Origin of the sequence: Gordonia liuliyuniae, assembly GCF_021738805.1 — a bacterium.
Taxonomy (GTDB): Bacteria; Actinomycetota; Actinomycetes; order Mycobacteriales; family Mycobacteriaceae; genus Gordonia; species Gordonia liuliyuniae.
Window position 1 is genome coordinate 283,854 of the sequence record NZ_JAKKOR010000003.1, and the last position, 24,035, is coordinate 307,888.

The 24,035-nt window shown below is 68.2% G+C and carries 22 protein-coding genes; 5 read left to right on the forward strand and 17 right to left on the reverse strand.

What is annotated here, in order from left to right:
- The first annotated feature begins 31 nt into the window (after positions 1-31).
- Both L5G33_RS05300 and L5G33_RS05305 read left to right on the forward strand, forming a co-directional pair.
- On the forward strand, positions 32-655 hold the full coding sequence (locus L5G33_RS05300; protein ID WP_236997107.1) for a precorrin-8X methylmutase: 624 nt from the start codon (positions 32-34) through the stop codon (positions 653-655).
- Positions 652-2,139 (forward strand): precorrin-2 C(20)-methyltransferase, encoded by a 1,488-nt coding sequence (locus tag L5G33_RS05305; protein ID WP_236997108.1) that lies wholly within the window; start codon positions 652-654, stop codon positions 2,137-2,139. The genes L5G33_RS05300 and L5G33_RS05305 overlap by 4 nt, the downstream gene beginning before the upstream one ends.
- Here the strand turns inward: L5G33_RS05305 and L5G33_RS05310 are convergent.
- Genes L5G33_RS05310 through dprE2 form a run of 4 tightly spaced genes read right to left on the reverse strand, consistent with a single transcriptional unit; the run spans position 2,127 to position 5,710 of the window.
- On the reverse strand, positions 2,127-2,879 hold the full coding sequence (locus L5G33_RS05310; RefSeq protein ID WP_236997109.1) for a cobalt-precorrin-6A reductase: 753 nt from the start codon (positions 2,877-2,879) through the stop codon (positions 2,127-2,129). The genes L5G33_RS05305 and L5G33_RS05310 overlap by 13 nt on opposite strands.
- Positions 2,872-3,648, reverse strand: coding sequence for a precorrin-4 C(11)-methyltransferase (gene cobM / locus L5G33_RS05315; protein ID WP_236997110.1), 777 nt, complete (start codon positions 3,646-3,648; stop codon positions 2,872-2,874). Before cobM ends, L5G33_RS05310 begins: the two co-directional genes overlap by 8 nt.
- Positions 3,645-4,964, reverse strand: a complete 1,320-nt coding sequence (cbiE, locus tag L5G33_RS05320; RefSeq protein WP_236997111.1) for a precorrin-6y C5,15-methyltransferase (decarboxylating) subunit CbiE — start codon at positions 4,962-4,964, stop codon at positions 3,645-3,647. The genes cobM and cbiE overlap by 4 nt, the downstream gene beginning before the upstream one ends.
- The gene (gene dprE2 / locus L5G33_RS05325; RefSeq protein WP_236997112.1) at positions 4,961-5,710 is read right to left on the reverse strand and encodes a decaprenylphospho-beta-D-erythro-pentofuranosid-2-ulose 2-reductase; all 750 of its coding nucleotides are present in this window, start codon (positions 5,708-5,710) and stop codon (positions 4,961-4,963) included. Before dprE2 ends, cbiE begins: the two co-directional genes overlap by 4 nt.
- A gap of 65 nt (positions 5,711-5,775) precedes the next feature.
- Here dprE2 and L5G33_RS05330 point away from each other — a divergent pair, with 65 nt between their 5' ends.
- Both L5G33_RS05330 and L5G33_RS05335 read left to right on the forward strand, forming a co-directional pair.
- On the forward strand, positions 5,776-6,189 hold the full coding sequence (locus tag L5G33_RS05330) for a PPOX class F420-dependent oxidoreductase (protein WP_236997113.1): 414 nt from the start codon (positions 5,776-5,778) through the stop codon (positions 6,187-6,189).
- A 13-nt stretch (positions 6,190-6,202) separates the two neighbouring features.
- Positions 6,203-6,781 (forward strand): SagB/ThcOx family dehydrogenase, encoded by a 579-nt coding sequence (locus L5G33_RS05335; protein ID WP_236997114.1) that lies wholly within the window; start codon positions 6,203-6,205, stop codon positions 6,779-6,781.
- Between the two features lie 262 nt (positions 6,782-7,043).
- Here L5G33_RS05335 and L5G33_RS05340 read toward each other — a convergent pair whose 3' ends face one another.
- Complete coding sequence (locus L5G33_RS05340) at positions 7,044-8,156, reverse strand: M24 family metallopeptidase (protein ID WP_236997115.1); 1,113 nt, start codon at positions 8,154-8,156, stop codon at positions 7,044-7,046.
- A gap of 40 nt (positions 8,157-8,196) precedes the next feature.
- On the opposite strand from L5G33_RS05340, the gene L5G33_RS05345 reads away from it, so the two are divergent.
- Positions 8,197-9,162, forward strand: coding sequence for a 5'-3' exonuclease (locus tag L5G33_RS05345; RefSeq protein WP_236997116.1), 966 nt, complete (start codon positions 8,197-8,199; stop codon positions 9,160-9,162).
- 53 nt (positions 9,163-9,215) lie between these two features.
- On the opposite strand, the gene L5G33_RS05350 is transcribed toward L5G33_RS05345, so the two are convergent.
- From L5G33_RS05350 to L5G33_RS05405, 12 genes are all read right to left on the reverse strand, one after another.
- Positions 9,216-10,268 (reverse strand): DUF4333 domain-containing protein, encoded by a 1,053-nt coding sequence (locus L5G33_RS05350; protein WP_236997117.1) that lies wholly within the window; start codon positions 10,266-10,268, stop codon positions 9,216-9,218.
- Between the two features lie 102 nt (positions 10,269-10,370).
- Positions 10,371-13,118, reverse strand: coding sequence for a DEAD/DEAH box helicase (locus tag L5G33_RS05355; protein ID WP_236997118.1), 2,748 nt, complete (start codon positions 13,116-13,118; stop codon positions 10,371-10,373).
- Positions 13,119-13,121: 3 nt separating this feature from the next.
- A complete protein-coding gene (gene tatC, locus L5G33_RS05360) occupies positions 13,122-14,123 on the reverse strand; it encodes a twin-arginine translocase subunit TatC (RefSeq protein ID WP_236997119.1) in 1,002 nt (333 codons plus the stop codon).
- Positions 14,124-14,141: 18 nt separating this feature from the next.
- Positions 14,142-14,426: a Sec-independent protein translocase subunit TatA gene (gene tatA / locus L5G33_RS05365; protein ID WP_236997120.1), complete on the reverse strand. Its 285-nt coding sequence runs from the start codon at positions 14,424-14,426 to the stop codon at positions 14,142-14,144.
- Positions 14,427-14,525: 99 nt separating this feature from the next.
- Entirely contained in the window at positions 14,526-15,494 is a 969-nt protein-coding gene (locus L5G33_RS05370) for a helix-turn-helix transcriptional regulator (RefSeq protein WP_236997121.1), read from the reverse strand.
- Positions 15,491-16,432 carry a helix-turn-helix transcriptional regulator gene (locus L5G33_RS05375; protein WP_236997182.1) on the reverse strand — a complete coding sequence of 314 codons (942 nt, stop codon included), beginning with the start codon at positions 16,430-16,432 and terminating at the stop codon, positions 15,491-15,493. The genes L5G33_RS05370 and L5G33_RS05375 overlap by 4 nt, the downstream gene beginning before the upstream one ends.
- 67 nt (positions 16,433-16,499) lie before the next feature.
- A complete protein-coding gene (gene pafA, locus L5G33_RS05380; RefSeq protein ID WP_236997122.1) occupies positions 16,500-17,858 on the reverse strand; it encodes a Pup--protein ligase in 1,359 nt (452 codons plus the stop codon).
- A gap of 93 nt (positions 17,859-17,951) precedes the next feature.
- Positions 17,952-18,677, reverse strand: coding sequence for a proteasome subunit alpha (prcA, locus tag L5G33_RS05385; RefSeq protein ID WP_236997123.1), 726 nt, complete (start codon positions 18,675-18,677; stop codon positions 17,952-17,954).
- On the reverse strand, positions 18,674-19,519 hold the full coding sequence (gene prcB / locus L5G33_RS05390; protein WP_236997124.1) for a proteasome subunit beta: 846 nt from the start codon (positions 19,517-19,519) through the stop codon (positions 18,674-18,676). The genes prcA and prcB overlap by 4 nt, the downstream gene beginning before the upstream one ends.
- Positions 19,516-19,707, reverse strand: a complete 192-nt coding sequence (locus L5G33_RS05395) for a ubiquitin-like protein Pup (protein WP_236997125.1) — start codon at positions 19,705-19,707, stop codon at positions 19,516-19,518. Before L5G33_RS05395 ends, prcB begins: the two co-directional genes overlap by 4 nt.
- 73 nt (positions 19,708-19,780) lie before the next feature.
- The gene (gene dop, locus L5G33_RS05400; RefSeq protein ID WP_236997126.1) at positions 19,781-21,286 is read right to left on the reverse strand and encodes a depupylase/deamidase Dop; all 1,506 of its coding nucleotides are present in this window, start codon (positions 21,284-21,286) and stop codon (positions 19,781-19,783) included.
- 81 nt (positions 21,287-21,367) lie between these two features.
- On the reverse strand, positions 21,368-23,980 hold the full coding sequence (locus L5G33_RS05405; protein ID WP_236997127.1) for an FHA domain-containing protein: 2,613 nt from the start codon (positions 23,978-23,980) through the stop codon (positions 21,368-21,370).
- Between the last annotated feature and the right edge of the window lie 55 nt (positions 23,981-24,035).

Genomic DNA, 24,035 nt, shown 5'->3' on the forward strand with positions numbered 1-24,035 from the left:
CATCGACCCACTCAGTAGTGTCGAACGCACTATGACCGACTACATCCGTGATGGCGCGGAGATCTACCGCCAGTCCTTCGCAACGATCCGAGCGGAGTCAGATCTGGCCCGTTTCCCGGCCGACGTCGAACCCGTCGTCGTACGCATGATCCATGCGTCCGGGCAGACGGATCTGGCCGACGACGTCGTCGCGACACCGGGTGTGGTCGCCGCGGCCCGCGCCGCGCTGGCGTCGGGCGGCCCCATCCTGTGCGACACGAACATGGTCGCCTCCGGCGTCACCCGCACACGCCTTCCCGCCGACAACGACGTGCGCTGCCACCTGCGCGAACCTGGCATCGTCGAGCTCGCCGAGAAGCTGGGGAACACCCGAACCGCAGCCGCGCTGCAGTACTGGCGGGACGACCTCGAAAATTCGGTCGTCGCGATCGGCAATGCACCGACCGCACTGTTCGCGCTCCTCGACCTGATCGACGAGGGCTGGCCCCGCCCGGCAGCCATCGTCGGTGCCCCCGTCGGCTTCATCGGAGCCGCCGAGTCGTGCGCCGCGCTCGCCGCGCGCACCGACCTCGAATACCTCACGGTCACCGGTCGACGCGGTGGTTCGGCGATCACCGCCGCCGCCCTCAACGCACTCGCGAGCGTCGTCGAATGAGCGGCAAGCTGTGGGGTGTCGGGCTCGGGCCCGGCGACAGCGAACTGGTCACCGTCAAAGCCGCACGCGTCATCGGTGAGGCCGACGTCATCGCGTTCCACTCGGCGCGACACGGCAACTCGATCGCGCTGTCGGTGGCGCGCCCCTACCTGCGCGACGGGCAGACCCACGAACGACTCATGTATCCGCTGACGGTCGAGACCACCGACCACCCCGGCGGATATGCGGGAGCGATGAGCGACTTCTACACCGCGAGTGCGGCCCGACTCGCCGAGCATCTGGACGCCGGCCGCGACGTCGTGCTCCTGGCCGAAGGCGATCCGCTCTTCTTCAGCTCGTACATGCACATGCACAAGCGTCTCATCGACCGGTTCGACGCCGAGATCATCCCGGGCGTCACCTCGGTGAGCGCGGCGTCGGCCGCTGTCGGCATCCCGCTGGTCGAGGGCGAGGAGACCCTGACCGTGCTGCCCGGGACGGCGGAGCCGGGTGAGCTCGTCGCCGGCTTCCGTTCGGGGAAAGCACTCGCCGTGATGAAACTCGGTCGAACCTTCGTCAAGGTCCGCGACGCTCTCGTGGCGGCCGGCCGGCTCGACGAGGCGTGGTATGTCGAGCGTGCGTCGACCGATCGCCAGCGGGTGGAACGCGTCGCCGACGTCGATCCGGCGACGGTCCCCTACTTCTCGCTGATCGTCGTGCCGGGCGGCCGCAACAATCCGTTCGCGGGCGAGACGTCGAGCGCCGGCGAAGTGGTCGTCGTCGGCCTGGGCCCCGGCCCGGTGGACCAGACGACCCCGCAGGTGTCCGCAGAGCTCGCCGCCGCGACCGACCTCATCGGCTACCGCACCTACCTCAAGCGGGTCGCCGCACGGCCCGGGCAACGCGTGCACGCCAGCGACAACCGGGTCGAAGCCGAACGCGCCGAGTTCGCGCTGGACCTCGCGTCACGCGGCGGCCGCGTCGTCGTCGTCTCATCCGGCGACCCTGGCGTGTTCGCGATGGCGGCGGCGGTGGCCGAGGTAGCGTCCGAACCTGCCTGGCAGCACGTCCGCGTCCGCGTGGTTCCGGGGGTGAGCGCCGCGCACGCCGTCGCCGCTGCCGCCGGTGCGCCGTTGGGGCACGACTTCGCGGTCATCTCACTGTCCGACCTGCTCAAACCCGGTGCGGTGATCGAGGACCGACTACGCCACGCGATCGCCGCGGACCTCGCCGTCGCGATCTACAACCCGGCGTCGTCGAAGCGGACCGAGCAGATCGTCCGGTTGAAGGAACTCCTCGCCGAGCTCGTCCCCGCGGACCGCGTCGTGATCCAGGGGCGCGACGTCGGAGGCCACGGCGAACGCGTGTCCGTGACGACCGCTGCCGAGTTCGATCCGTCGACGGTCGACATGCGCACCCTGGTGATCATCGGTTCGTCGTCGACGGTCGCAGCGCGTCGCTCGGGCGGCGACCTGGCGTTCACGCCCCGCCATTACGGCCGATAGCGCTGCAGCAGCATCCGTACCCGCGCGGCCGCGTCGTCGGCGGTCGGCGCCGTCTCGATCGACGTCGGCTCACTCGGCCGGTCGACGACGACCACCTCGATTCCCCGTTCGGCGGCCGCACGGAGTTTCGCGGAGGTCAGCGGCCCGCCGCTGTTCTTCGTCACGAGCAGATCGATCGCGTGCCACTCCAACAACTCCCGCTCAGACTCCACCGTGTACGGTCCCCGCGAGCGCAGGAGCTCGTGGTGCGGCGGGAGCTCCGTGTCGGGCGCATCGACGACGCGGATCAGGAACCAGGCGTCGTCGACGCAGGCGAACGCTCCAACATCCTGGCGACCGGTGGTGAGGAAGACCCGGCCACCGCGTGCAGCGACGACGGTCGCCGCCGCATTGATGTCCGGCACACGAGTCCAGCGGTCCGCCGGTTCCGGCTCCCACGCCGGGCGCGCCAAGCGTAGGTATGCCACTCCGGCGGCCGCACACGCCGCCACGGCGTTCGGCGTGATCCGTGCGGCGAACGGATGCGTCGCATCGACGACGACGCGGACCCCGTTCCCGCGAAGATAGTCCGCGAGCCCGTCCCGGCCGCCGAACCCGCCGATCCGCACCTCGCCGACCGGCAACCGTGGGCTCTGCACCCGGCCCGCCAGTGAACTCACCAGGTCGACGCCGTCGTCGACGAGCGCGGCGGCGACGGCACGCGCCTCGCCGGTGCCGCCCAGGACGAGGACGTCAGGCATCGGCGGCACCGGTGCGCAGCTTGCTCATCCGGGTATGCGAGTACAGGTAGCTGTCCACGAGAGCCGGATGTGCGGCTCCGTCGAGCGCCGCTCCGACGAAGATGACCGCGGTCTTGGTGATACCGGCGTCGGCCAATGATTGCGGAAGGTCGGCGAGTGGCGCTCGCACGATCTGCTGATCGCCGCGCGAGGCGAACGCGACGGTGGCGGTCGGGCAGCCGGCGCCGTAGTGCGGCATGAGGTCGGCGACGATCTGCTCGGTGCGGTGCGCGGCGAGGTGCAACGCCAACGTCACCCCGGTGCGTGCGAGCGACGCGAGGTCCTCCCCCGGCGGCATGTTCGTTGACAGGGTCGACACACGGGTGATGAGTAGGCTCTGCGCGACGCCCGGCACGGTGAGTTCGGCGTCCAGTGCCGCGGCGGCCGCCGCGAACGCCGGAACACCGGGAACCAACTCGTACGGGATGTCGAGGTCGCGCAGCCGCCTGGTCTGCTCAGTGAGCGCCGAGTACAGCGCGAGGTCGCCCGAATGCAGCCGCGCGACGTCGTGGCCGGCGGCGTGAGCCGCCGCGATCTCGGCGACGATCCGGGTGAGCGGCATCGTCGCGGTGTCGACAGCAACGGCGCCGTCCGGCAGCCGGTCGAGGAGTTCTCTGGGTACGAGGGATCCCGCGTACAGGCAGGTCTGGCATCGTGCGAGGAGGTCGGCGCCGCGCACGGTGATCAGGTCTGCGGCTCCGGGGCCTGCCCCGATGAAGTAGACGGTCATCGCATTCCTTCGTCATCGGTTCGGACAGCTGTCCACTGGACGATCGGCAGCGCCGGCCGCCACGCCGTCGAACGGCCAAGCGGTGCAGCACGTTCGACACTGACGCGCATCAGGTCGCCTCCCCACCGGTCGGCCGCGTCGGAGATGAGGCGTTCGGTCTGCAACGTGACCGCGTTGGCGACGATCCGACCCCCCGTAGGCAGTGCCGCCCACGCCCGTTCGAGGAGGTCGGCGGACAGTCCGCCGCCGACGAAGACGGTGTCCGGCCTCGGGGCGTCGGTCAATGCGTCCGGTGCGGCGCCGCGCAGTTCCAGTCGGTCGGCGACGCCGTGCCTACGCGCGTTCTCGACGATGTGCGACGTTCGTGCCGGGTCGGCCTCGAAGGCGACGGCCCGGCCCGTCTGGGCCAGCCGCAACCATTCGATGCAGATGCTCCCGGCGCCGGCGCCGATGTCCCAGAAGGTTTGACCGTCGGCGGGCCGCAGCGCGCTGACGGTGAGCGCGCGGATCGGGCGCTTGGTCAACTGGCCGTCATTGGTGAACTCGTCGTCGTCGAGTCCCGGCGCGCGACTGTGTGCGGGCCCGACACAGTCGACGGCGACGATGTTGAGTGGGGACGGCGTGCCCGTCCAGGTGGCGGCGTGCCCGCTGTCGACGCGTTCGGTCCGTGCGCCGAGGTCGGACAGCACCGTCATCGACGACGCGCCGAATCCGGCGGCGGTCAACAGATCTGCGACGTCGGCGGGCGTCGCCGCGTCCCGCGAGAGGACGAGCGTCCGCGCACCGCCGGTGAGATGGCCGAGAAGTGTCTCGACGGGCGCGGTCACCAGGCTGACGACGCGGGTGCGGGCGAGATCCCAGCCGAGACGTGCCGCGGCCAGGGATGCGCTCGACGGGTGCGGGATCACCCGGACGCGCTCAGCGCCGAACGCGCGGACGAGCGAGGCACCCACCCCGTGGAACATCGGGTCGCCGCTGGCCAACACGTGGATCGGCGCCGCCGCGGCCGTCGAGTCCGGGCTATTCGAGTCTGGGCTATTCGAGTTTGGGTTATTCGAGTTTGGGTTATTCGAGTTTGGGTTATTCGAGTTTGGGTCAATCGAGTGTGCGGCGATCCCGTCTGCGAGTTCGGCCAGGTGCGCACTCATCGGGCTCCGCCAGACCACGCGATCGGCGCGGACTTCACCGGGCAGGAGGCGCAGTTGCCGGGTCGATCCGTAGACGATCCTGGCCCGCGACAGTTCGGCCTGTGCGGCGGCGGCGAGCCCGGACCAACCGTCGGCGCCGACGCCGACGACGATGACGTCGGCGCTCACCGCGACAACCGTCGCCAGATCGCGCGCGGCACGAATCGCATCGCGAACGCGACCGCCCGCAGCCTGCCGGGGATCCAGACCTCGCCACGCCGTTTGCGGTAGGCGGTCGCGACTGCGTCGGCGACTTGATCGGCAGTCACCGACATCGGTGCGGGTTCGACGCCGGACGCCATCAGATCCCGGGTCATCGCACCGATGACGAAACCAGGGCGGGCCAACAGCAGGTGGACGCCGCTGCCGTGCAACGCATCCGCAAGGCCGCTCGCGAAACCGTCGAGGCCGGCTTTGGTCGACCCGTAGACGTAATTGCCCTTGCGGACCCGGACTCCGGCGATCGACGAGTAGACGATGATGGTGCCCGATCCCTGCTCGCGAAGCGCCACCGCGAGGGGCGTGAGGACGCTGATCTGCGCGTAATAGTCCGTGTGGGCGATCGCGAGGGCGTGTTCGACGTCCGTCTCGGCGCGAGCGGCGTCGCCGAGAATGCCGAACGCGATGATCGCCGCTTCGATCGGCCCGTGGTCGGCGACGATCGACGCGATGAGACCGGGGTGCGACGACACGTCGTCGGCGTCGAAGGCGACCGTGTGCACCCGCGTCGCGCCCGCGGCCTGCAACACCCGGGACTCCACGGCGAGATCGTCCGGTCGTCTGGCCGCGAGCACGACCGCATTGCCTGCGGCCAGCCTGACTGCGGTGGCGACGCCGATCTCGCTGCGTCCGCCGAAGAGCACAATGGTTCCCACCCCTGCAGTATTCCAGTCGCCCGCCGATGGGTGTCGAGACGGCGCGCGCCGATAGTGTCGAACACATGCCGCACACTCTCTCGGACCTCTCGCCCGCCGCCCACGACCTTCTCACCGAGCGGCATATCGCGACGTTGGCAACGGTGCGCGCCGACGGCACGCCACACGTCTGCCCGGTCGGTGTCACCGTCGACCTCGACGCCGGAGTCGCACGGGTGATCACCTCCGGCGGTAACCAGAAGGCGACGAACGCGGCACGCGGCGGGTACGCCGCTCTGACGCATGTCGACGGTGCTCGATGGCTGACCGTCGAAGGTCCGGCTCGGGTGCTCACCGACGCGGACTCAGTCCACGACGCCGAAGTCCGCTACGAGGCTCGGTATCGACAGCCGAGGGAGAACCCCAAGCGCGTGGTCATCGAAGTGACGTGCCAGCGGGTCCTCGGTTCGGCCACGATGTTCACCGAGCCCGACGCATGATCGCGGCTGTCGGATGACAGGACTGACCGATCTCCTGGCCCGTCGCCGGTCTACGAAGGCGTACCGGCGCGATCCGATCGATGCCGACGTGCTGCGCGATCTCGTCGCCACGGTGGCCGGACCGAGTCGTCATGGGCGGCGCGGGCACGGGTCTGCACACGCCCGATACGACGTCCACATCACCGTGATCACGCACGCGGTGACCGGTGTCGCGGCCGCGGCGTACCGCTACGATCAGCCGCTCGACGACCTCGTGCCGGTCACCACCGGCGACTTCCTCGCAGCGGTCGCGGACGCGACTATCGACGCGGACTGGCTCGCGGACTGTCCGGCCGCCCTTGTTCTCTCCGCCGACACCGCGGCAGCCGACGACGCGTTCGCCGATCAGGGGAAGGACCGGGGCACACGCTTCTGTTGGATCGAGACCGGCCTGATCGCGCAGAACGTCTACCTCTGGGCGGCCGAGACCGGTTTCGGCACCGTCCTCCTCGGCGGCGTCGACGACGACGCGATCGCGGCGGCCGCCGCTCAGTGGCTCCCGCCGGGACACATCGTCACCGCGGTCATGCCGGTCGGCACAGTTCCGCACTGAGTCTCCGCGGGAATGCTGCCCCTGGCCGCGTTGGCCGGGGCCCGCGGTCGGCCGCGCACGATCGCGGTCGCATGACGTGCCGCCCCCGCCAACCGAACCAACACCGCTGAGGCCCGACACCGTCGCCACGACGTTGCCCGACCTGAGCGGTGTTGGTTTGCGGGGTTGACACCCCACATCCTCCACGAGGCCGGCGACCACAGTGACGAGTTATCGTCACTGACGAGCTACCAGCCTGGTGACGAACGTGTGGGCGCCGGCACTAGAGCTGCACCAGACCGTGCGGACGGGTGTTCAACGGCTCGCAGCCGTCCGCGGTGAGCACGACGATGTCTTCGATGCGGGCGCCCCATTCCCCTGCGACATAGATGCCGGGTTCGATGCTGAACGCCATACCCTCGCGGAGCACATCGTCGTTGCCAGCGACGATGTACGGCTCCTCGTGCACGGACAGACCGATACCGTGTCCGGTCCGGTGAATGAACTGATCCCCGTACCCCGCGTCCTCGATGACGGTCCGCGCGGCAGCGTCGACGGCTTCGGCGGTGACCCCCGGTCGCGCAACCGCGACCGCGGCAGCCTGGGCCCTCTCCAGGACGTCGTACGCGGCGGCGATGTCGGCGCGCGGCGGACCGAAGCAGTAGGTGCGTGTCGAATCGGAGTTGTAGCCGGGCTCGACGGGTCCGCCGATGTCGATCACCACGATGTCGTCGGCACCGATCACCCGGTCGGAGTGCTCGTGGTGCGGGTCAGCACCGTTCGGACCCGAACCGACAATGATGAACTCCGCGCGCGTGTGGCCCTCCGCGAGGATCGCGGCGTCGATGTCCGCGGCGACCTCGGCCTCCGTGCGCCCGGGGACCAGGAACTCGCCCATTCGTGCGTGGACGCGGTCAATCGCGGCCCCGGCGCGGCGCAAGGCCTCGATCTCGGCGTCGTCCTTGATCATGCGGAGCTCGCGGAGGACGGTAGTCGCCAGCTCGGGTACTCGCGGTGTCCGAGCCGCCAACGGAATCAGATGCAGTGCGGGCAGCGCGTCGGACACGGCCAGTCGAGCATCCGACGCAAGGGACTCGGTCGCCAACGCGTACGGGTCCTGGCCGTCGACCCAGTCGACGACGTCGACCGGCAGGTCACCAATCGCCGAATCACGCAGTGACGCCAATTCCAGGCGAGCGGTCACGACCCGCGCACGACCGTCCGCCGGGACGACGAGAGCGGTGAGTCGCTCGAAGGTATCGGCATCCGAACCCGTCAGATAACGGAAGTCGGGGCCGGTTCCGACGATGATCGCGTCGATCCCGGCATCCCGGGCCAGGATCGCTGCGCGATCGAGTCGTTGCGCGTACACGGTGGAGTCGAATCGGGCTGCCATGCGCCCCAGGGTATTGCACGCATATGCAAGAGTGTTGTTCATGACCGGATCGGTGATGCTGCTCGACGGTGCCAGCCTGTGGTTCCGTTCCTTCTACGCTCTGCCCGAGAAGATGACGTCGCCCGACGGACGTCCCGTGAATGCGGTACGCGGATTCGTCGACACGATCGCCGCACTGGTCACCGAACACCGGCCGACGCGCCTCGTCGTCTGCCTCGACCTCGACTGGCGGCCGACGTTCCGGACCGACCTGATCCCGTCCTACAAGGCGCACCGCGTCGCGACCCCGGGCGACGGCACGACGACAGGCGATGTCGAAGAGGTCCCCGACACGCTGACCCCACAGGTCGACATGATCATCGAAGCGCTGCGCTGCGCGGGCATCACGACGTCCGGCGCGCACGGATGCGAAGCGGACGACGTGATCGGAACACTCGCCTTCGCCGAAGCCGCCGACTCAGTCCTCGTCGTCAGCGGCGACCGCGACCTGCTTCAAGTAGTCGCCGATGACCCGGTGACGGTCCGCGTCCTCTACGTCGGACGCGGCCTCAAGAACGCAGAACTCATGGGGCCCGCCGAGGTGGCTGCGAAATATAACGTGCCCGAAGACCGTGCGGGCACCGCGTACGCCGAGATGTCGATCCTGCGCGGCGACCCGTCCGACGGGCTGCCAGGCGTCCCCGGCATCGGCGACAAGACCGCAGCCAAACTCATTACCGAGTACGGCGACCTCGACGCGCTCGAAGTCGCCGCCCACGACCCGGGATCGGCGCTGGCCGCCCGTGCCCGGAAGTCGATCCTCGCGTCGACGGACTACCTGACCGCGGCGCGCGTCGTCGTCGCCGTCCGGACCGACGCGGACACCGTCGAGAGCCGGACCGACGATCGCTTGCCCACCACGCCCGACGACGTCGACGGTCTACGCGCACTCGTCGCCGAACTCGGCGTCTCCGCCAGCGTCAACCGGCTCGCCAAAGCATTGGAGTGGGACGAGACCTTCTCATAGGTCGCGCCCCACTTCAATGGGTCAAACAGTGACGAGAGATTAGGGACGACAGATCAGTTGGTTGGACGTGACACTTCGTATGTGCCGTCCGAGTCCTTCACAGTGACGGTCACGTGCTTGTTCTCGCCGTTGACGGTCACCGAGCAGGTGAACGTGGTGCCCGACTCGGCCTTCTGGCCGTCGGGGCAGCTGGCATCCTTCACGTCGGAGATGCCGTAGCCGTCCGGCTGCGGGTCGGTGAGGATCTTCTGCACACCTGACTGGACGGCGTCCTGATTGAGGCCGCCCTTCGCCCAGTTCGGCCACACGAAAGCCGTGATCAGCACGATCGCGGCGATGATCACCACAGCGCCACCGACGATCGCGATCAACTTGCCCTTGCCACCGGAACTGCCGCCCGCGCCCGGCTGCTGGGTGTACGGGTTCAACGTCGGATCGGCGCCGTACTGGGGTTGCCCGTACTGGGGTTGGCCAGCTTGGGGTTGTCCGTACGCCGGCGGCCCGTACTGGGGTTGGCCGTACTGGGCTTGGCCCGGTTGGGGTTGACCATACTGGGGCTGACCCTGGCCGTACTGGGGCTGCCCCTGCCCGAACTGGGGCTGGCCGGCAGCACCGTAGGCCGGCGCCCCGTACGAGGACTGCCCATACTGGGCTTGGCCGGGCTGGGCTTGGCCGGGCTGGGCTTGGCCGGGCTGGGGCTGACCGTACTGGCCCTGACCGTATTGGGGTGCCTGTTGGACCGTCGTCGGGTCCGACGGAACTCCCGACTGAGAGAACGGTGTAGTGCCCGCTGCGAACGGCTGCTGGCCCGCCTGCACCGGCTGCTGCGCGAACTCGGTCGGCTGGTACGCCGACTGCTGCTGCGCGGCGGGCGACGCATCCGACTGGGCTGAACTCTGCTGGGTTGAACTCTGCTGGGCTGAACTCTGCTGGGGCACACCGGATTCGGGAGCTGGTGTCGCCGGCAACTGCGAGATAGTCGTCGCGTCTGAGCCTTCCGGCCCCTCGGTCGGCGACGGGGCCGCCGGGAGGTCCGGACGCTGCACGATCGACGTCCTGTCGTCGTCCGGCGTACCCGCGTCAGTCGGCTCGTTACCGTTGGTCATCTCGGACCTCTCCTCATCACTCTCACATACCCGATCTGCGTTGGATGTCACGCTACCGCAGCGTGACCGGTGCACCCGGTATGAATCCTCGGTGTCGACCCGTCAATCGAGTTCGGAGGCGACGACGCCGCGGCGCACGCCGGCGACGGCGCGGCGGGCGGCGCCCGCCAGCGGCGCATTGGGATCGACACTGCCGCGGATCTGTTCGAGCAGGTCGATGACCTGCCGGTTCCAGCGGACGAAGTCGCCGGGCGACAACAGGTTTCCCTGTTCGGTCGCCGCGAGCAACGCCTCCCTCAGCGAACGGCCCGACGCCCACGCCGAGACGGCCGCGCAGAAGCCGGTATCCGGCTCACGTGTTTGAACGACTCCGTGCCGTTCCTGGACACGATTGGTCGCCTCCCACACCTCGAGCGTCCCGGTCAACGCATCGCGCAGCGCGCGGTTCCCGGGCATCGAGTCGACGCCTCCCCGGTACGAATCACGGCGCGATTGGAACAGCACCGCCGACACGACCGCGGCCAGATCCGGTGGCGATAACCGATCCCAGACTCCAGCGCGGATGCATTCGGCGACCAGAAGATCGCTCTCGCTGTAGATGCGGCGCAGCACCGCGCCCGTCGGCGTCACCCGGATCGATCCTTCGCCGTCGTCCTCCAGATAACTCAAGTCGAGCAGCACCCCGACAACGGCGTCGAAGTCGTTCTCCAACTGGGACGTACGCTCCTGGACGGCCGTCCTCAACGAGTCGACTTCACGTTGGACGCGGGCCTTCCGCTCCGCGAGCCGATACAGATCGTCCAGGCCGGACGCCTTGTGCAACGGGTGGCGACGGAGTCGCCCCCGCATCTCCTCCAACTCGTAGTCGGTAGGCGCGGCCTTCTTCTTGACTCTGCCGCGCGGCCGTTCGATGCCCGACTTGCGCAGCGCCGCCGCGATCTCGCGTCGAGCGTGGCGCGTGCGCGTGTCCTTCGGGACCCGCAGATCGCCGAGGACATCCGGCGGATTGACGAACTCGGCGGACCCGATGCGGCCGACCCAGCCGTCCTCGCTCAACACGAGCGGTTTCGGGTCGGCGCCCTTCCACGCCGGATCGAGGACCACGGCAAGACCTCGATGCCTGCCGGACTGCACCGACACGACCTGTCCGCGGGTGAGCGCACCGAGGCTCTCGGCGACTGCCTGCTCGCCGTCGAGACGCCGCACGAACCGCTGGGCACGCTCCCGCTGCTTGATGGCCGCACGGAGGTCGACGTACTCGGCGAACACATCCGGGTCGAGGGAGTGCCTCGTCGACGCCGCATCGAGTTCGGTGTCGACCTTGCGCAGCGACCGCTGCGCCGAATCGAGCTGACGGGCCTGGCCGACCACCGACCGATCGGTCTGGAACTGGGCGAATGAACGCCGCAGCAGGGTGCGCGAACCGTCCAACCCGAGTCGGTCGATCAGGTTCATGGCCATGTTGTATTCGGGCGCGAACGAACTCTTCAGCGGGAACGTCCGCGCACCCGCCAGACCCGCGACCCGGTCGGGCAGCACTTCGGGCGTCCACACGACGACGGCGTGGCCCTCCACGTCGATGCCGCGGCGTCCCGCGCGGCCGGTCAGCTGCGTGTACTCCCCCGGCGTCAGATCCACGTGCGACTCGCCGTTGTACTTCACGAGGCGCTCCAGGACGACACTGCGAGCGGGCATGTTGATGCCGAGAGCGAGGGTCTCGGTCGCGAAGACCACCTTGACCAACCCGAGGGTGAACAACTCCTCGACAGCTTGGCGAAAGGTCGGCAGCATGCCTGCGTGATGGGCGGCGAACCCGCGACGCAGACCCGACCGCCAGGCGTCGACGCCAAGGACGTCGGCGTCCCCCGGAGCCAATTCCGTCAGGTGTCGCTCGACGACCTCGTCGACCTGGTCGACCTCGTCGGGATCGAGCAGCCGCAGATCCGACCGCAGGCACTGCGCCAACGCGCCCTCACATCCCGCACGCGAGAAGATGAACGTGATCGCGGGCAGCAGCCCCTCGTTCTCGAGCATCGAGACCAACCGCGGTCGTGAGACCCCCGTGGTGCGGGTGCCGCGCCTGCCGCGCTCGCGCGCGAGGCGATCCCGGTAAGTGCCGACCGCATCCGCGCCCAATACCCGATGCTTGATGTAGCGGGTCAGCTCCGGGTTGACCTCCGGTCTCCCGCCGTCACGACGCCGCCGGTCGAACAACTCGAACATCCGGTTGCCCACCAGCATGTGCTGGTGCAGCGGAACCGGGCGATGTTCGTCGACGACCACCGCGGTATCGCCGCGGACGGTGGTGATCCAGTCGGCGAACTCCTCAGCGTTGCTAACCGTCGCCGACAGACTCACCACGCGCACCGCAGGATCGAGGCCGAGAATGACCTCCTCCCAGACGGCTCCGCGGAAACGATCGGCGAGGAAGTGCACCTCGTCCATGACGACGTGCGACAGTCCGTGCAGCGCGGGTGAATCCGCGTAGATCATGTTCCGAAGCACTTCGGTCGTCATGATGACGACGGGTGCAGACGAGTTGATCGAGTTGTCGCCGGTCAACAGGCCGACGTTCTCCGCGCCGTGGACGGCGATCAGATCGTGATACTTCTGGTTGCTGAGCGCCTTGATCGGCGTCGTATAGAAGCATTTGCCGCCCTGCGCCAACGCCAGGTGGACGGCAAACTCGCCGACGATCGTCTTTCCGGCGCCCGTCGGCGCACACACCAGCACTCCGAGACCGTCCTCGAGCGCGGTACAACCGCGAATCTGGAAGTCGTCGATCGCGAAATCCAGGCGACCGGTGAAAGCAGTGAGTTCGGGACCGGTGATCTCAGCGCGCGTAGTCATCCCCTACAGGATCTCATCGAACGACGACGCGGCGCGCACCGAACCGCGGTCGGACGTGCCGTCGATTGTTCCCGCGGGGCCGACCGGGGCCGGTCGCGCCAGTCGCGACGCCGATTCCGAGCGATCGACCTCGTCGAGCGGTGCGGCTTCGTCATCGTCGACGTTCATCCAGTCGGGGCTGTGCTTGCCCCTGCGGCGATCGTGAATCCGGGAGAACTGAATCGCGACCTCCAGTAGCACCGTGAGAGCCATCGACAGCGCGAGCATGGTGAACGGGTCCTGGCCCGGCGTGACGATGGCCGCGAAGACGAACATCGCGAAGATCAGGCCGCGACGCCAGGCTTTGAGTCGCTCGTACTTGAGTACGCCGACGATATTCAGCGCGATGATCAACAACGGTAGTTCGAAGCTGATGCCGAAGATGATCAGCAGGTGCAGCATGAAACTGAAGTACTGGTCACCGGAGAGAGCGGTCACCTGGACATCGTTGCCGACGGTCAGCAGGAACTCGAACGCCTTCGCGACGACGATGTACGCAAGCACCGCGCCGCCGACGAACAGGACGGCGGACGCCGAGACGAAACTGACCGCGTACTTGCGTTCGTTGTCGCGGAGGCCGGGCGTGATGAATCTCCACAGTTGGTAGAACCACACCGGGCAGGCGAGGACAATGCCTGCGGTGAGCGCGACCTGCAGGCGGAGCATGAACTGGTCGAACGGACCAGTCGCGAGGAGACGGCATGCGCCGTCCGGCGTGAGGGTGGCGCGAGTCGACGCCGGGAGATCACAGTAGGGGCCGCGCAGGAGTTCGCCGAGCGACTCGATGCGCCACGGACCGTAGCTGTACCAGATGAAGCCGATGATCGTCGTGACGACGATCGCCGCGAGCGCGACGAGGAGCCGGTAGCGAAGCTCGTACAGGTGCTCCCGCAACGGCATCGAGCCGTCCGGGTTGACCTTGCTGCGTCGTTGTCGGGGATCGAGTCGGCGGAAGTTGATTCGCACGCGAGTGTCAGTGCGCGGCTATGCCGACTTTTTTATCTCGGCCGACTTCTTAGTCTCGTCCGTGACCGTAACGTTGACGTCGACGTCCTGGTCGCGTGCGGTGAGCTCACGCGGCTCGCCTGCCTTCGACTCGTCTGCCTTCGACTTGTCGTCGCCGTCGTTCGCCATCTCGGCCATCTCGGACTTGAAGATGCGCATCGAACGCCCGACACCGCGCGCCGCTTCGGGCAGCTTCTTGGAACCGAACAGCACGACGAGCACGACCAGCACGATTGCCCAGTGCCACCAGGAAAGGGCGCCCATGAAGAAACCTCCGTTGCAGAAACTCAATGTCCCAAGATATCAATGTCTAGCCTTACTGTACCCGCTGGAGCGTGATCCGTCCCTGCACGTCTGCGACGGTCAGTATCGCGCTCGCGCCGCGGCGGCGGTCGCCTTGACCGCCTCGGCGACGTCGCCGTCGACGGTCGGCTCGGCGAGCCGGACCCGTCCACCGAAACCGAGCAGGAAACGCTCAAGCCACTGCGGCGACCCGTAGCGCAGGGTCGCCGTGACGGCCACGTCCTCGGCCAGGTCCGCATCGTCGGTGTCGAGGTCGACGGCGTAGTACTCGAGCAGCCACCGGGCGTCTGGATCGATCTCGATCCGGGCCGTCGGCAGGTCGTCGGTCAGGGTGGACGCGCCTGCCGGCTGGGTGTGCGCGGGGGCCCGCTCGGGCGGCGCCGACGGCTCGTCGAGCGGCTCCGCGTCAAGGACACGGTCAAAGCGGAACAGTCGGACGGCGTCTGACGACCGGCACCACGCCTCCAGGTAGCTGTGGCCGTCGACGGCCTTGATCATGATCGGGTCGACGATACGCTCGGTCACCTCGTCGCGGCTCGGCGTGTAGTAGCGAATCTCGAGCGCTACACCGTCGGTGACGGCGCTCCGGATCCGTTGGCGGACCGGCTCGTCGGCAGTCGGCGCGGCGTCGACGGTCGACACCGCGGACGAGGGCGTCCCGCCGACCGCGGCCTCGATCTTCGCCATGGCGCGGCGCACGGCGTCGGCGTCGACCGCCCCGGTGTCGAGCAGGGTCCGCAGGGCGATGATCAGGGCGTTCGCCTCAGTGCCAGTCAGCTTCAACGGTCGGTCCATGCCTGCGGTGAATCCGACGTGGACGTAGCCGCTGGAGAACTCGATGTCGATCAGATCGTCGGGCATATACCCGGGGAGCCCGCACAGGAAGAGCTGTTCAAGGTCTTTCGTCAACTGCTTCTGCGTGAGGCCGAGGTCGGCGGCCGCCGTCGACAGCTTGATCCCCGGGCGGGCCAGGAAGTATGGGACCATCGCAAGCAGGCGGGACAGCCGGGCGGGCGACGCGGCGTTCATCGCGTTCCTCCTTGTCCCGCGGCGAGACAGTCGAGCTCGGCGATCACCGTCGCACGCAGGTCGGCCGGTTCCAGAACCACCGCGTCGGCCCCGGCACTGAGCACCGCACGGATCACTCCGACGCGGGAACGAACATCGATCTCGGCGACGTCGCCGTCCTCGGATCCCAGCGGCTGCGAGGTCACCGACCGTGCCATCCGTCGCAGACCGTGCGCGCGTCCCTTCGCCAGCCACACGCGCGCGGTGAGGTTCTGCGCGTCGTTCGCGCGGGAGACGGCCTCGTCGACGAGAGCGTTCAGATCCAGGCCCGCGGGCACGTGCACGGCCCCTCGGTCGGACGCCGGAGCGACGTCGTCGATGCGGGACGTCCGGAAGGTGCGGGTCGCGTCGCGGTCGAGGTCGTGGCCGATCACATACCAGCGTCCGCGGTTGCCGACCACTCCCCACGGCTCGACGCGGCGGGTCGACCGCCCACGGGTCGACCGGTGTGTGAAGGTGACGGCCTGCGCGGCGCCGATCGCGTCGATGAGACCGCGGATCGCGGTCTCCGATCCCACCGATCGGGGTCCCCCCGCTTGCTCGACCCCGAGCTCGTCGGGGGCGACCACGTCGACACCCGCCGCGCGGAGTTTGAGGACGGCCGACTGTGAGACGGCGGCGAGATCCGGGACGCGCCAGACAGCGGCGGCAGCGGCGACCGCGGCAGCCTCCTCGGTGTCCAACCGGATGTCGGGCAGCGCGTAGTCGTCCGGCTTGATGAGGTACCCCTCTGCGCCGACGCCGTTACGCCCGGTCACGACCGGAATCCCCAACTCGCGCAGCTCGTTCTTATCCCGTTCGAGCATGCGTTTGAACGTCTCGTCACTCTGCCCTGAGGCGTCGTAGCCGACGATGTTGGCGCGCACGTACTCGGCGGTGACGTACTGGCGCGCCGACATCAGGCAGATGACGAGGTTGAGGAGGCGTTCGGCCTTCGGAGTGGATGCCACGCGGTGATCCTAAGGCCTACAGCGAGGAGATCAGACGTTCGACGCGCTCGTCGACGCTTCGGAACGGGTCCTTGCAGAGGACGGTGCGCTGCGCCTGATCGTTGAGCTTGAGGTGGACCCAGTCGACGGTGAAGTCGCGTTCGGCCTTCGTCGCCGCCACGACGAACTCGCCCCGCAGTTTGGCGCGTGTGGTCTGCGGTGGGGTGTGCACGGCACGGTCGATGTCGTCGTCGGCCACGACGCGCGCGACCAGACCTTTGCGCTGCAGCACGTCGAACACGCCGCGGCCGCGGCGGATGTCGTGGTACGCGAGGTCGAGCTGCGCGATCTTCGGGTCCGACAGGTCCATGCCGTAGCGATCCTGGTACCGGCGGAACAGCTTCTGCTTGATCACCCAGTCGATCTCGGTGTCGACCCCGCTGTAATCACCGGTCTCGATCGCGTCGAGGGTGCGGCCCCACAGGTCGACGACGCGGTCCATCGTCGGATCGGGCGTGCGGCTCTCCAGGTGTTTGACGGCGCGCGCGTGGTACTCGCGTTGGATCGCGAGGGCCGTCGACGTGCGGCCGCCCGCCAAACGGATCTCGCGCCGTCCGGTGACGTCGTGGCTGATGTCGCGGATGGCCCGGATCGGGTTGTCGAGCGCGAAGTCGTGGAACGAGATGCCCGATTCGATCATCTCCAGGACCAGCAGCGCCGATCCCACCTTCAGCATCGTCGTGGTCTCCGCCATGTTGGAGTCGCCGACGATCACGTGGAGACGACGGTACTTCTCGGCGTCCGCGTGCGGCTCGTCACGCGTGTTGATGATCGGACGCGACCGCGTGGTCGCCGACGACACGCCTTCCCAGATGTGGTCGGCACGCTGCGACAGGCACATCGTCGAATCCTGGCCGACGGTCAGCACCTTGCCTGCCCCGCAGATCAGTTGACGGGTCACCAGGAACGGCAGCAGCACGTCGGACACCCGCCCGAACTCGCCCATCCGGTTCACCAGGTAGTTCTCGTGGCAGCCGTACGAGTTGCCCGCGGAGTCGGTGTTGTTCTTGAACAGGTAGAGGTCACCGCCGATGCCTTCGTCGGCGAGACGCTTCTCGGCATCGACCATGAGGTCTTCCAGGATCCGTTCGCCCGCCCGGTCGTGGGCGATCAACTGCTCGATCGAATCGCATTCGGCGGTCGCGTACTCGGGGTGCGATCCGACATCGAGGTAGAGCCGGGCGCCGTTTTCCAGGAACACGTTCGACGACCGGCCCCAGGCGACGACACGCCGGAACAGGTAGCGCGCGACCTCGTCCGGGCTCAGTCGCCGCTGTCCGTGCGATGTGCACGTGACACCGAACTCGGTCTCGATGCCCATGATTCGACGTTCCACGTCAGTCTCCCAGCTCCACCGTCAGTCTCCCAACTCCACGTCAGTCTCCAACTCCAGTCAGTTCTCCAACTCCAGTCAGTTCTCCAACTCCAGTCAGCCTTCTGCCAGCAGGCCGGTGACCTGCTGGTCGCTGAGCCGTTTGAACGCCCGACGAGGCCGGGTCCGGTCGAGGATCGCGGCCTCGATCTCGGCGACCGGTAACAACGGTGGCGCGGCGTCCGCGTCGGGTCCCGCATCACCGTCTTTGGGGGTCGCGAGGGCCCGTGCGGCGACCGTCAACGCGTCGTTCAACGTCATCGCGGCCCGGTACGCATCCTTCATCGCGGCGACGATCGGTTCGGTCGCACCGCCCATCACCAGGAACGACTGCTCGTCGACGATGGACCCGTCGTACCCGATGCGGTACAGCTGCGACGGTGTGTCCGCGCCGGCCCGACCGACTTCGGCGACGCACAGCTCGACCTCGAACGGTTTGGCCTGTTCGGTGAACACCGTGCCGAGCGTGTTCGCGTATGCGCTGGCCAGCGACAGACCGGTGACGTCGGCACGATCGTAGGAGTAGCCGCGCAGGTCGGCGAGTTGGATGCCCGCCTTGCGTAGGCTCTCGAACTCGTTGTACTTGCCGACCGCGGCGAACCCGATCCGGTCGTAGATCTCACTGATCTTGCGCAGGGTGTTCGACGGGTTGTGCGCGACGAACAGCACACCGTCCCGGTACGTCACGGCGATCACACTGCGTCCACGGGCGATGCCCTTGCGGGCGAGCTCGGAACGGTCGCGCATGATCTGCTCTGCGCTCGCGTAGTACGGGAACGTCATCGTCGATCCCCTCCGTCCTCGTGGGCGGCGAGTCGTCGGTCGACGACCGCCTGCGCGGCATCGGCGATCTCGGGCTCGGCGACGTCGCGGGCACCGTCGGCGTCGATACGCACCGCCGTCGGGAAGATCCGGCGGACCATGTCGGGGCCGCCGGTCGCGGAGTCATCGTCGGCGGCGTCGTAGAGGGCTTCGACCGCTACGGCGAGCGCGTCGTCAGCGGTCAGATCCGAGCGGTACAGCTTCTTCAACGACGAGCGTGCGAAGACCGATCCCGAACCGATGGCCTCGTAGCCGCCGCGTTCCTCGTGCTGTGACCCGGCGACGTCGAAGGAGAAGATGCGCCCGAACGACGGTTCCGGTGCACCGTCGGTCGGCTGGTAGCCGACGAGCAGCGGAATGGCGGCGAGTCCCTGCAGCGCGGCGCCAAGGTTGCTGCGCACCATCGACGCGAGTCGAGAAGCCTTGCCGTTCAACGTGAGGCTGACGCCTTCGATCTTCTCGTAGTGCTCGAGCTCGACGGCGAAAAGTCGCACCATCTCGATCGCGATGCCCGCGGTCCCCGCGATGCCCGCCGCGGAGTGCTCGTCGGTGATGTAGACCTTCTGCACGTCGCGCGTCGCGATGATGTTGCCCATCGTCGACCGACGGTCGCCCGCCAGGATCACACCTCCGAGGTAGCTGACCGCGACGATGGTCGTGCCGTGCGGGATCTGGTCGGCGGCGTCGCTCGGCACCTGTCCCCCGGTAGACGCGCCCGGCAGCTGGTCGGGTGCGTTCACGCGGAGGAAGTCGGTGAACGACGAGATGTCATGCCTGGACTGGCCGCCGACACCGGCGGTCACTGCCCGCCCTTCTGGACGTAGGCGCGGACGAAGTCTTCAGCGTTCTCTTCCAACACGTCGTCGATCTCGTCGAGCAGATCATCGGTCTCGACGGCCAGCTTCTCGCGACGCTCCTGCCCGGCGGCTCCTGAGCCGGTCACCTCGTCGTCGCCCGAACCGCCGCCCCGTTTCGCCTGCTCCTGCGCCATCATCGCCTCCTGAAGAGTGGTTGTCCCTCAACACTACCGGGGCTCTGCGATGTGCCGTGCGGCGAATCGCCGGTCAGGTCGCGGTCAGCTGATCGACGAGATCGACAGCGGACGTGGCGGTGTCGAGAAGTTCGCCGACGTGTGCGCGGGTGCCGCGCAGCGGTTCGGGCATCGGGATGCGGACGAGCGAGTCACTGCCGACGTCGAAGATCACCGAATCCCAGCTCGCGGCCGCGATGTCCGAGCCGAAGCGACGCACCGATTCGCCGCGGAAGTAGGCCCGCGTGGACTCCGGCGGCGCCGAGACCGCGGCCGTCACCTGTTCCTCGGTGACGAGTCGTTTCATCGAGCCCCGCGCAACGAGACGGTTGTAGAGTCCCTTGTCGAGACGGACGTCCGAGTACTGCAGGTCGATCAGCTGCAGACGCGACGCCCCCCAGCCGAGCCCCTCCCGGTTGCGGAAGCCTTCGAGCAGGCGCAGCTTGGCGGGCCAGTCCAGGATGTCCGCGCACTCCATCGGGTCGCGTTCGAGCTTGTCGAGCACGTCGGCCCACGTCTGCAGGACGTGCGCGGCACGCTCGTCGTGTGCCGCGTGCGCGTCGCGGTGCGCCGAGACGCGTGCGAAGTACTCGCGTTGGAGGGCGAGCGCGGTCATCTCCCGTCCGTCGGCAAGTGCGACCGTCGCCCGCAGGGTCGGATCGTGGCTGATGGCGTGCACGGCCTCGACCGGGCGCGCGAGTGCGAGGTCGGTGAGGTCCACCCCCGCTTCGATGAGGTCGAGGACGAGTGCCGTCGTGCCGACCTTGAGGTAGGTCGCGGTCTCGGCGAGGTTCGCGTCACCGATGATCACGTGAAGCCTGCGGTACTTGTCGGGGTCGGCGTGCGGCTCGTCACGGGTGTTGATCAAGCCCCGCTTGAGCGTGGTCTCTAAACCGACCTCGACCTCGATGTAGTCGGCGCGCTGGGACAGCTGATAGCCGGCTTCCTCGCCGCGCTGGCCGATGCCGACACGACCGGACCCGCAGATCACCTGTCGGGACGCGAAGAAGGGCATGAGGCCGACGATGATCGAGTCGAACGGAGTGCCCCGACGCATCAGGTAGTTCTCGTGCGTGCCGTACGACGCACCCTTGCCGTCGATGTTGTTCTTATACAGTTGCAGCCGTGGTGCGCCGGGGACGCTCGCGACGTACCGTGCGGCCTCCTCCATCACTCGCTCGCCGGCCTTGTCCCAAATCACCGCGTCCATCGGATCGGTCACCTCGGGCGCCGAATACTCCGGGTGCGCGTGGTCGACGTAGAGGCGGGCGCCGTTGGTGAGGATCATGTTCGCTGCGCCGATCTCGTCTGCGTCGATGATCGGCGCGGGACCTGAGTGGCGACCGAGGTCGAAGCCTCGCGCGTCGCGCATCGGCGACTCCTCTTCGAAGTCCCACCGGGTCCGCCGCTCGCGCCGCGGAACCGCGGCGGCGGCAGCGTAGGCGAGGACAGCCTGCGTCGACGTCATGATCGGGTTCGCGGCCGGGTCTCCGGGCGCCGAGATGCCGTATTCGACTTCGGTGCCGATGATGCGCTCCATGCGCCCAGCCTAACGGGACTCGCGAGCGCTCCGCGAACGACGGGCGCTCCCCGCGTCACCGGGTCGGACGCACGCTCGGTCTCACCGTCTGCGCAGCCGCAGTCGCGAGTAGACGAGTGCGATCAGCAGCACCGCCATCAGTGCGAGTACACCGTAGGCGAGCGCCGTGTGTCCGGCCGTCGGCGTCCACCACGGGTACTCCACGGACTCTCCCGGCGTGGCTTTGACCTGGCTCGCCTCCGGATTGATCTGCGGAATGTCGACGGCTTGGGCTGCCGCCGTGTACCCCCAGTAGGCGGGGAAGACCCACCCGAGTTGTACGGCGCCGGCCGCGCTGATCGGGAACAGGCCGCCGCAGAAGACGAGCTGGACCATCACCACGATGACGAGCGGCGGCATCGTTTGCTCATTGGATCGGACCAGCGACGAGATCGCGAGCCCGACCAGCGTGCTCACACACGCGAGGGCCGCCACCGCGACAAAAAGGGCCGCGGCGGGCGGCAGCACCACGCCGCCGTATTCGGGGATGTCGCGCAGTCCGTACGTGATGCCGAGCATGATCGCACTCTGCACCGCCGTCACCAGGAAGAACACGACGACCTTGGCCGCCAGATATGCGCCCGGACGCAGCCCGACCGCCCGTTCGCGTTCGAAGATCGGACGTTCGCCGACGAGGTCGCGGACGGTCAGGGCTGCGCCCATGAACGCGGCACCGATGACGAGAACCACGAGGAGCTGCACGGCTTCGACGGGATCGGTCGCGATCATCGCGCCCGGATCGCTCGAACTGATGCCGAACCCGGTGGATCCGGGGATCACCAGCGTGAGCAGACCGAGCACGATCGGCAGCAGCAACAGAAAGATCAAGTATCCGCGATCGGCGAGGATCAAGCGCAGCTGGCGGCGGGCCACCGTCGAGGTCTGACGCCCGACGCTCGCCTGGTGCGCCTTCACCGGCGGCCCGACCGCCGGAGCGCGCGCAGGCGACGACGTGCGCGGATGCCGTTGCCGGTAGTTGTGCCACGCCAGGTCGGGCTGGTCCGCGGTGAACGCGAAGATCTCCGCCCAGTCGGTGGTGCCGAGTTCGGAGCCGACGTCCTGCGGTGAACCGCTGAACGCCGTCTTTCCGCCCGGCGCCAGCAGAAGCACCTGATCGCAGAGGTTGAGGTAGGTCAGCGAATGGGTCACCACCAGGACCACGCGGCCGGCGTCGGCGAGGCGACGCAGCGTCTGCATCACCTGACGGTCCAACGCAGGATCCAGACCGGACGTCGGCTCGTCGAGGATGAGCAGCGACGGCCCGGTCAACAGTTCCATGGCGACGGACGCGCGCTTGCGTTGGCCGCCGGAGAGCTTGTCGACGCGAGTGTCGACGTGTTCGGTCAACTGGAGTTCGGAAAGGACGCCGTCGATCACTCGGTCGCGGTCGGCCGTCGACAGGTCCGAGGGCAGACGCAGTTCGGCGGCGTAGCGCAGCGCCTGCCGCAACGTCAGCTTGCGGTGCAGCACGTCGTCCTGCGGGACCATGCCGATCCGGGTCCGCAGTGCCTCGTACTCGCTGTGCACTCCCCGGCCCTCAAACCGCACCACGCCGACTGTCGGATCGCCCAGGCCCGCAACGATCTTCGAGATCGTCGACTTGCCGGCACCGGACGGTCCGATGATCGCGGTGAGCGAACCGGGTCCGGCGTCGAACGAGATGTCGTTGAGCAGGGTCTTACCGTCGATAGTCAACGAGACGCCGTCCACCTGGACGCCGCCCGCGACGTCGGTCTGCGGTCGGCCACGGACGAGGGAACCACCGGACATGACGAAGTCGGAGTTGCCGATCGTCACGACGTCGTTGTCGGTCAACCGGTGCGCCATGACGCGCTGCCCGTTGACGAACGTCCCGTTGACGCTTCCGAGGTCTTCCAGGAGCAGGCCCTGCGGCGTTGAGGTCAGCTTCGCGTGGTGCCGCGACGCGAGGACATCGCTGACGATGATGTCGTTGTCCGGGGTGCGTCCGATCGACTGTGTGCCCGCCACCGCGATGGCCTCGCGCCCGCGCAGACTGTCGGGGACCTCGAAGATCGCGGACGCATTCTGGTGCAGCGCCGCAAGATGGGGTGCGTCGGGGAGTTCCCCGAACCGTGGAGCCGTAGCGGAGCTGACCGCACGCGTGGTGCCCGGTCGGATCGGGTCTGGGTGTATCGGGCTCGGGTAGGCAGGCGGCGTCGGCGGGCGCCGCTGCTGCTGTACCGGAACCCGCTGGGCCGGTGTGGGGTGCGAGATCGGGCGTTGGGCTTGTGCACGAACCGGCTGCGACGGTGGCGCGGGCCGCTGAGTCGGCTGGTGCCCCCGACCGCTTTCGCCGGGCGGAACGATCGTCGGCGGCGACGGCGCGAGCGGAGTCAACTCAAGGACGGGGCCGGTCTGGCCGTCACCCAGATTGATTCGGGCTCCGCCTGCGACCGTGACGACCGTCTGGCGGACGCCGCCGACGAACATCCCGTTGGTGCTGCCCGCATCGATGACCTGCCAACCGTCGCCTGCGGACCATTCGATCGACAGATGCCGCCGCGAGACGAGTGGGTGGTCGACCACGACGTCGTTGTCGGGGGTCCGGCCGAGCGAGGCAGGCGAGTCCCGAATCGTCTGCTGCGCGCCCTGACCGACGCGGACCCGCAGCGGACTGACTCCTTGAGTGTTCATCGCACAACACCATATCCGGTGAACGTCGGCTGAGACGTTCACCGGAATGACTTCG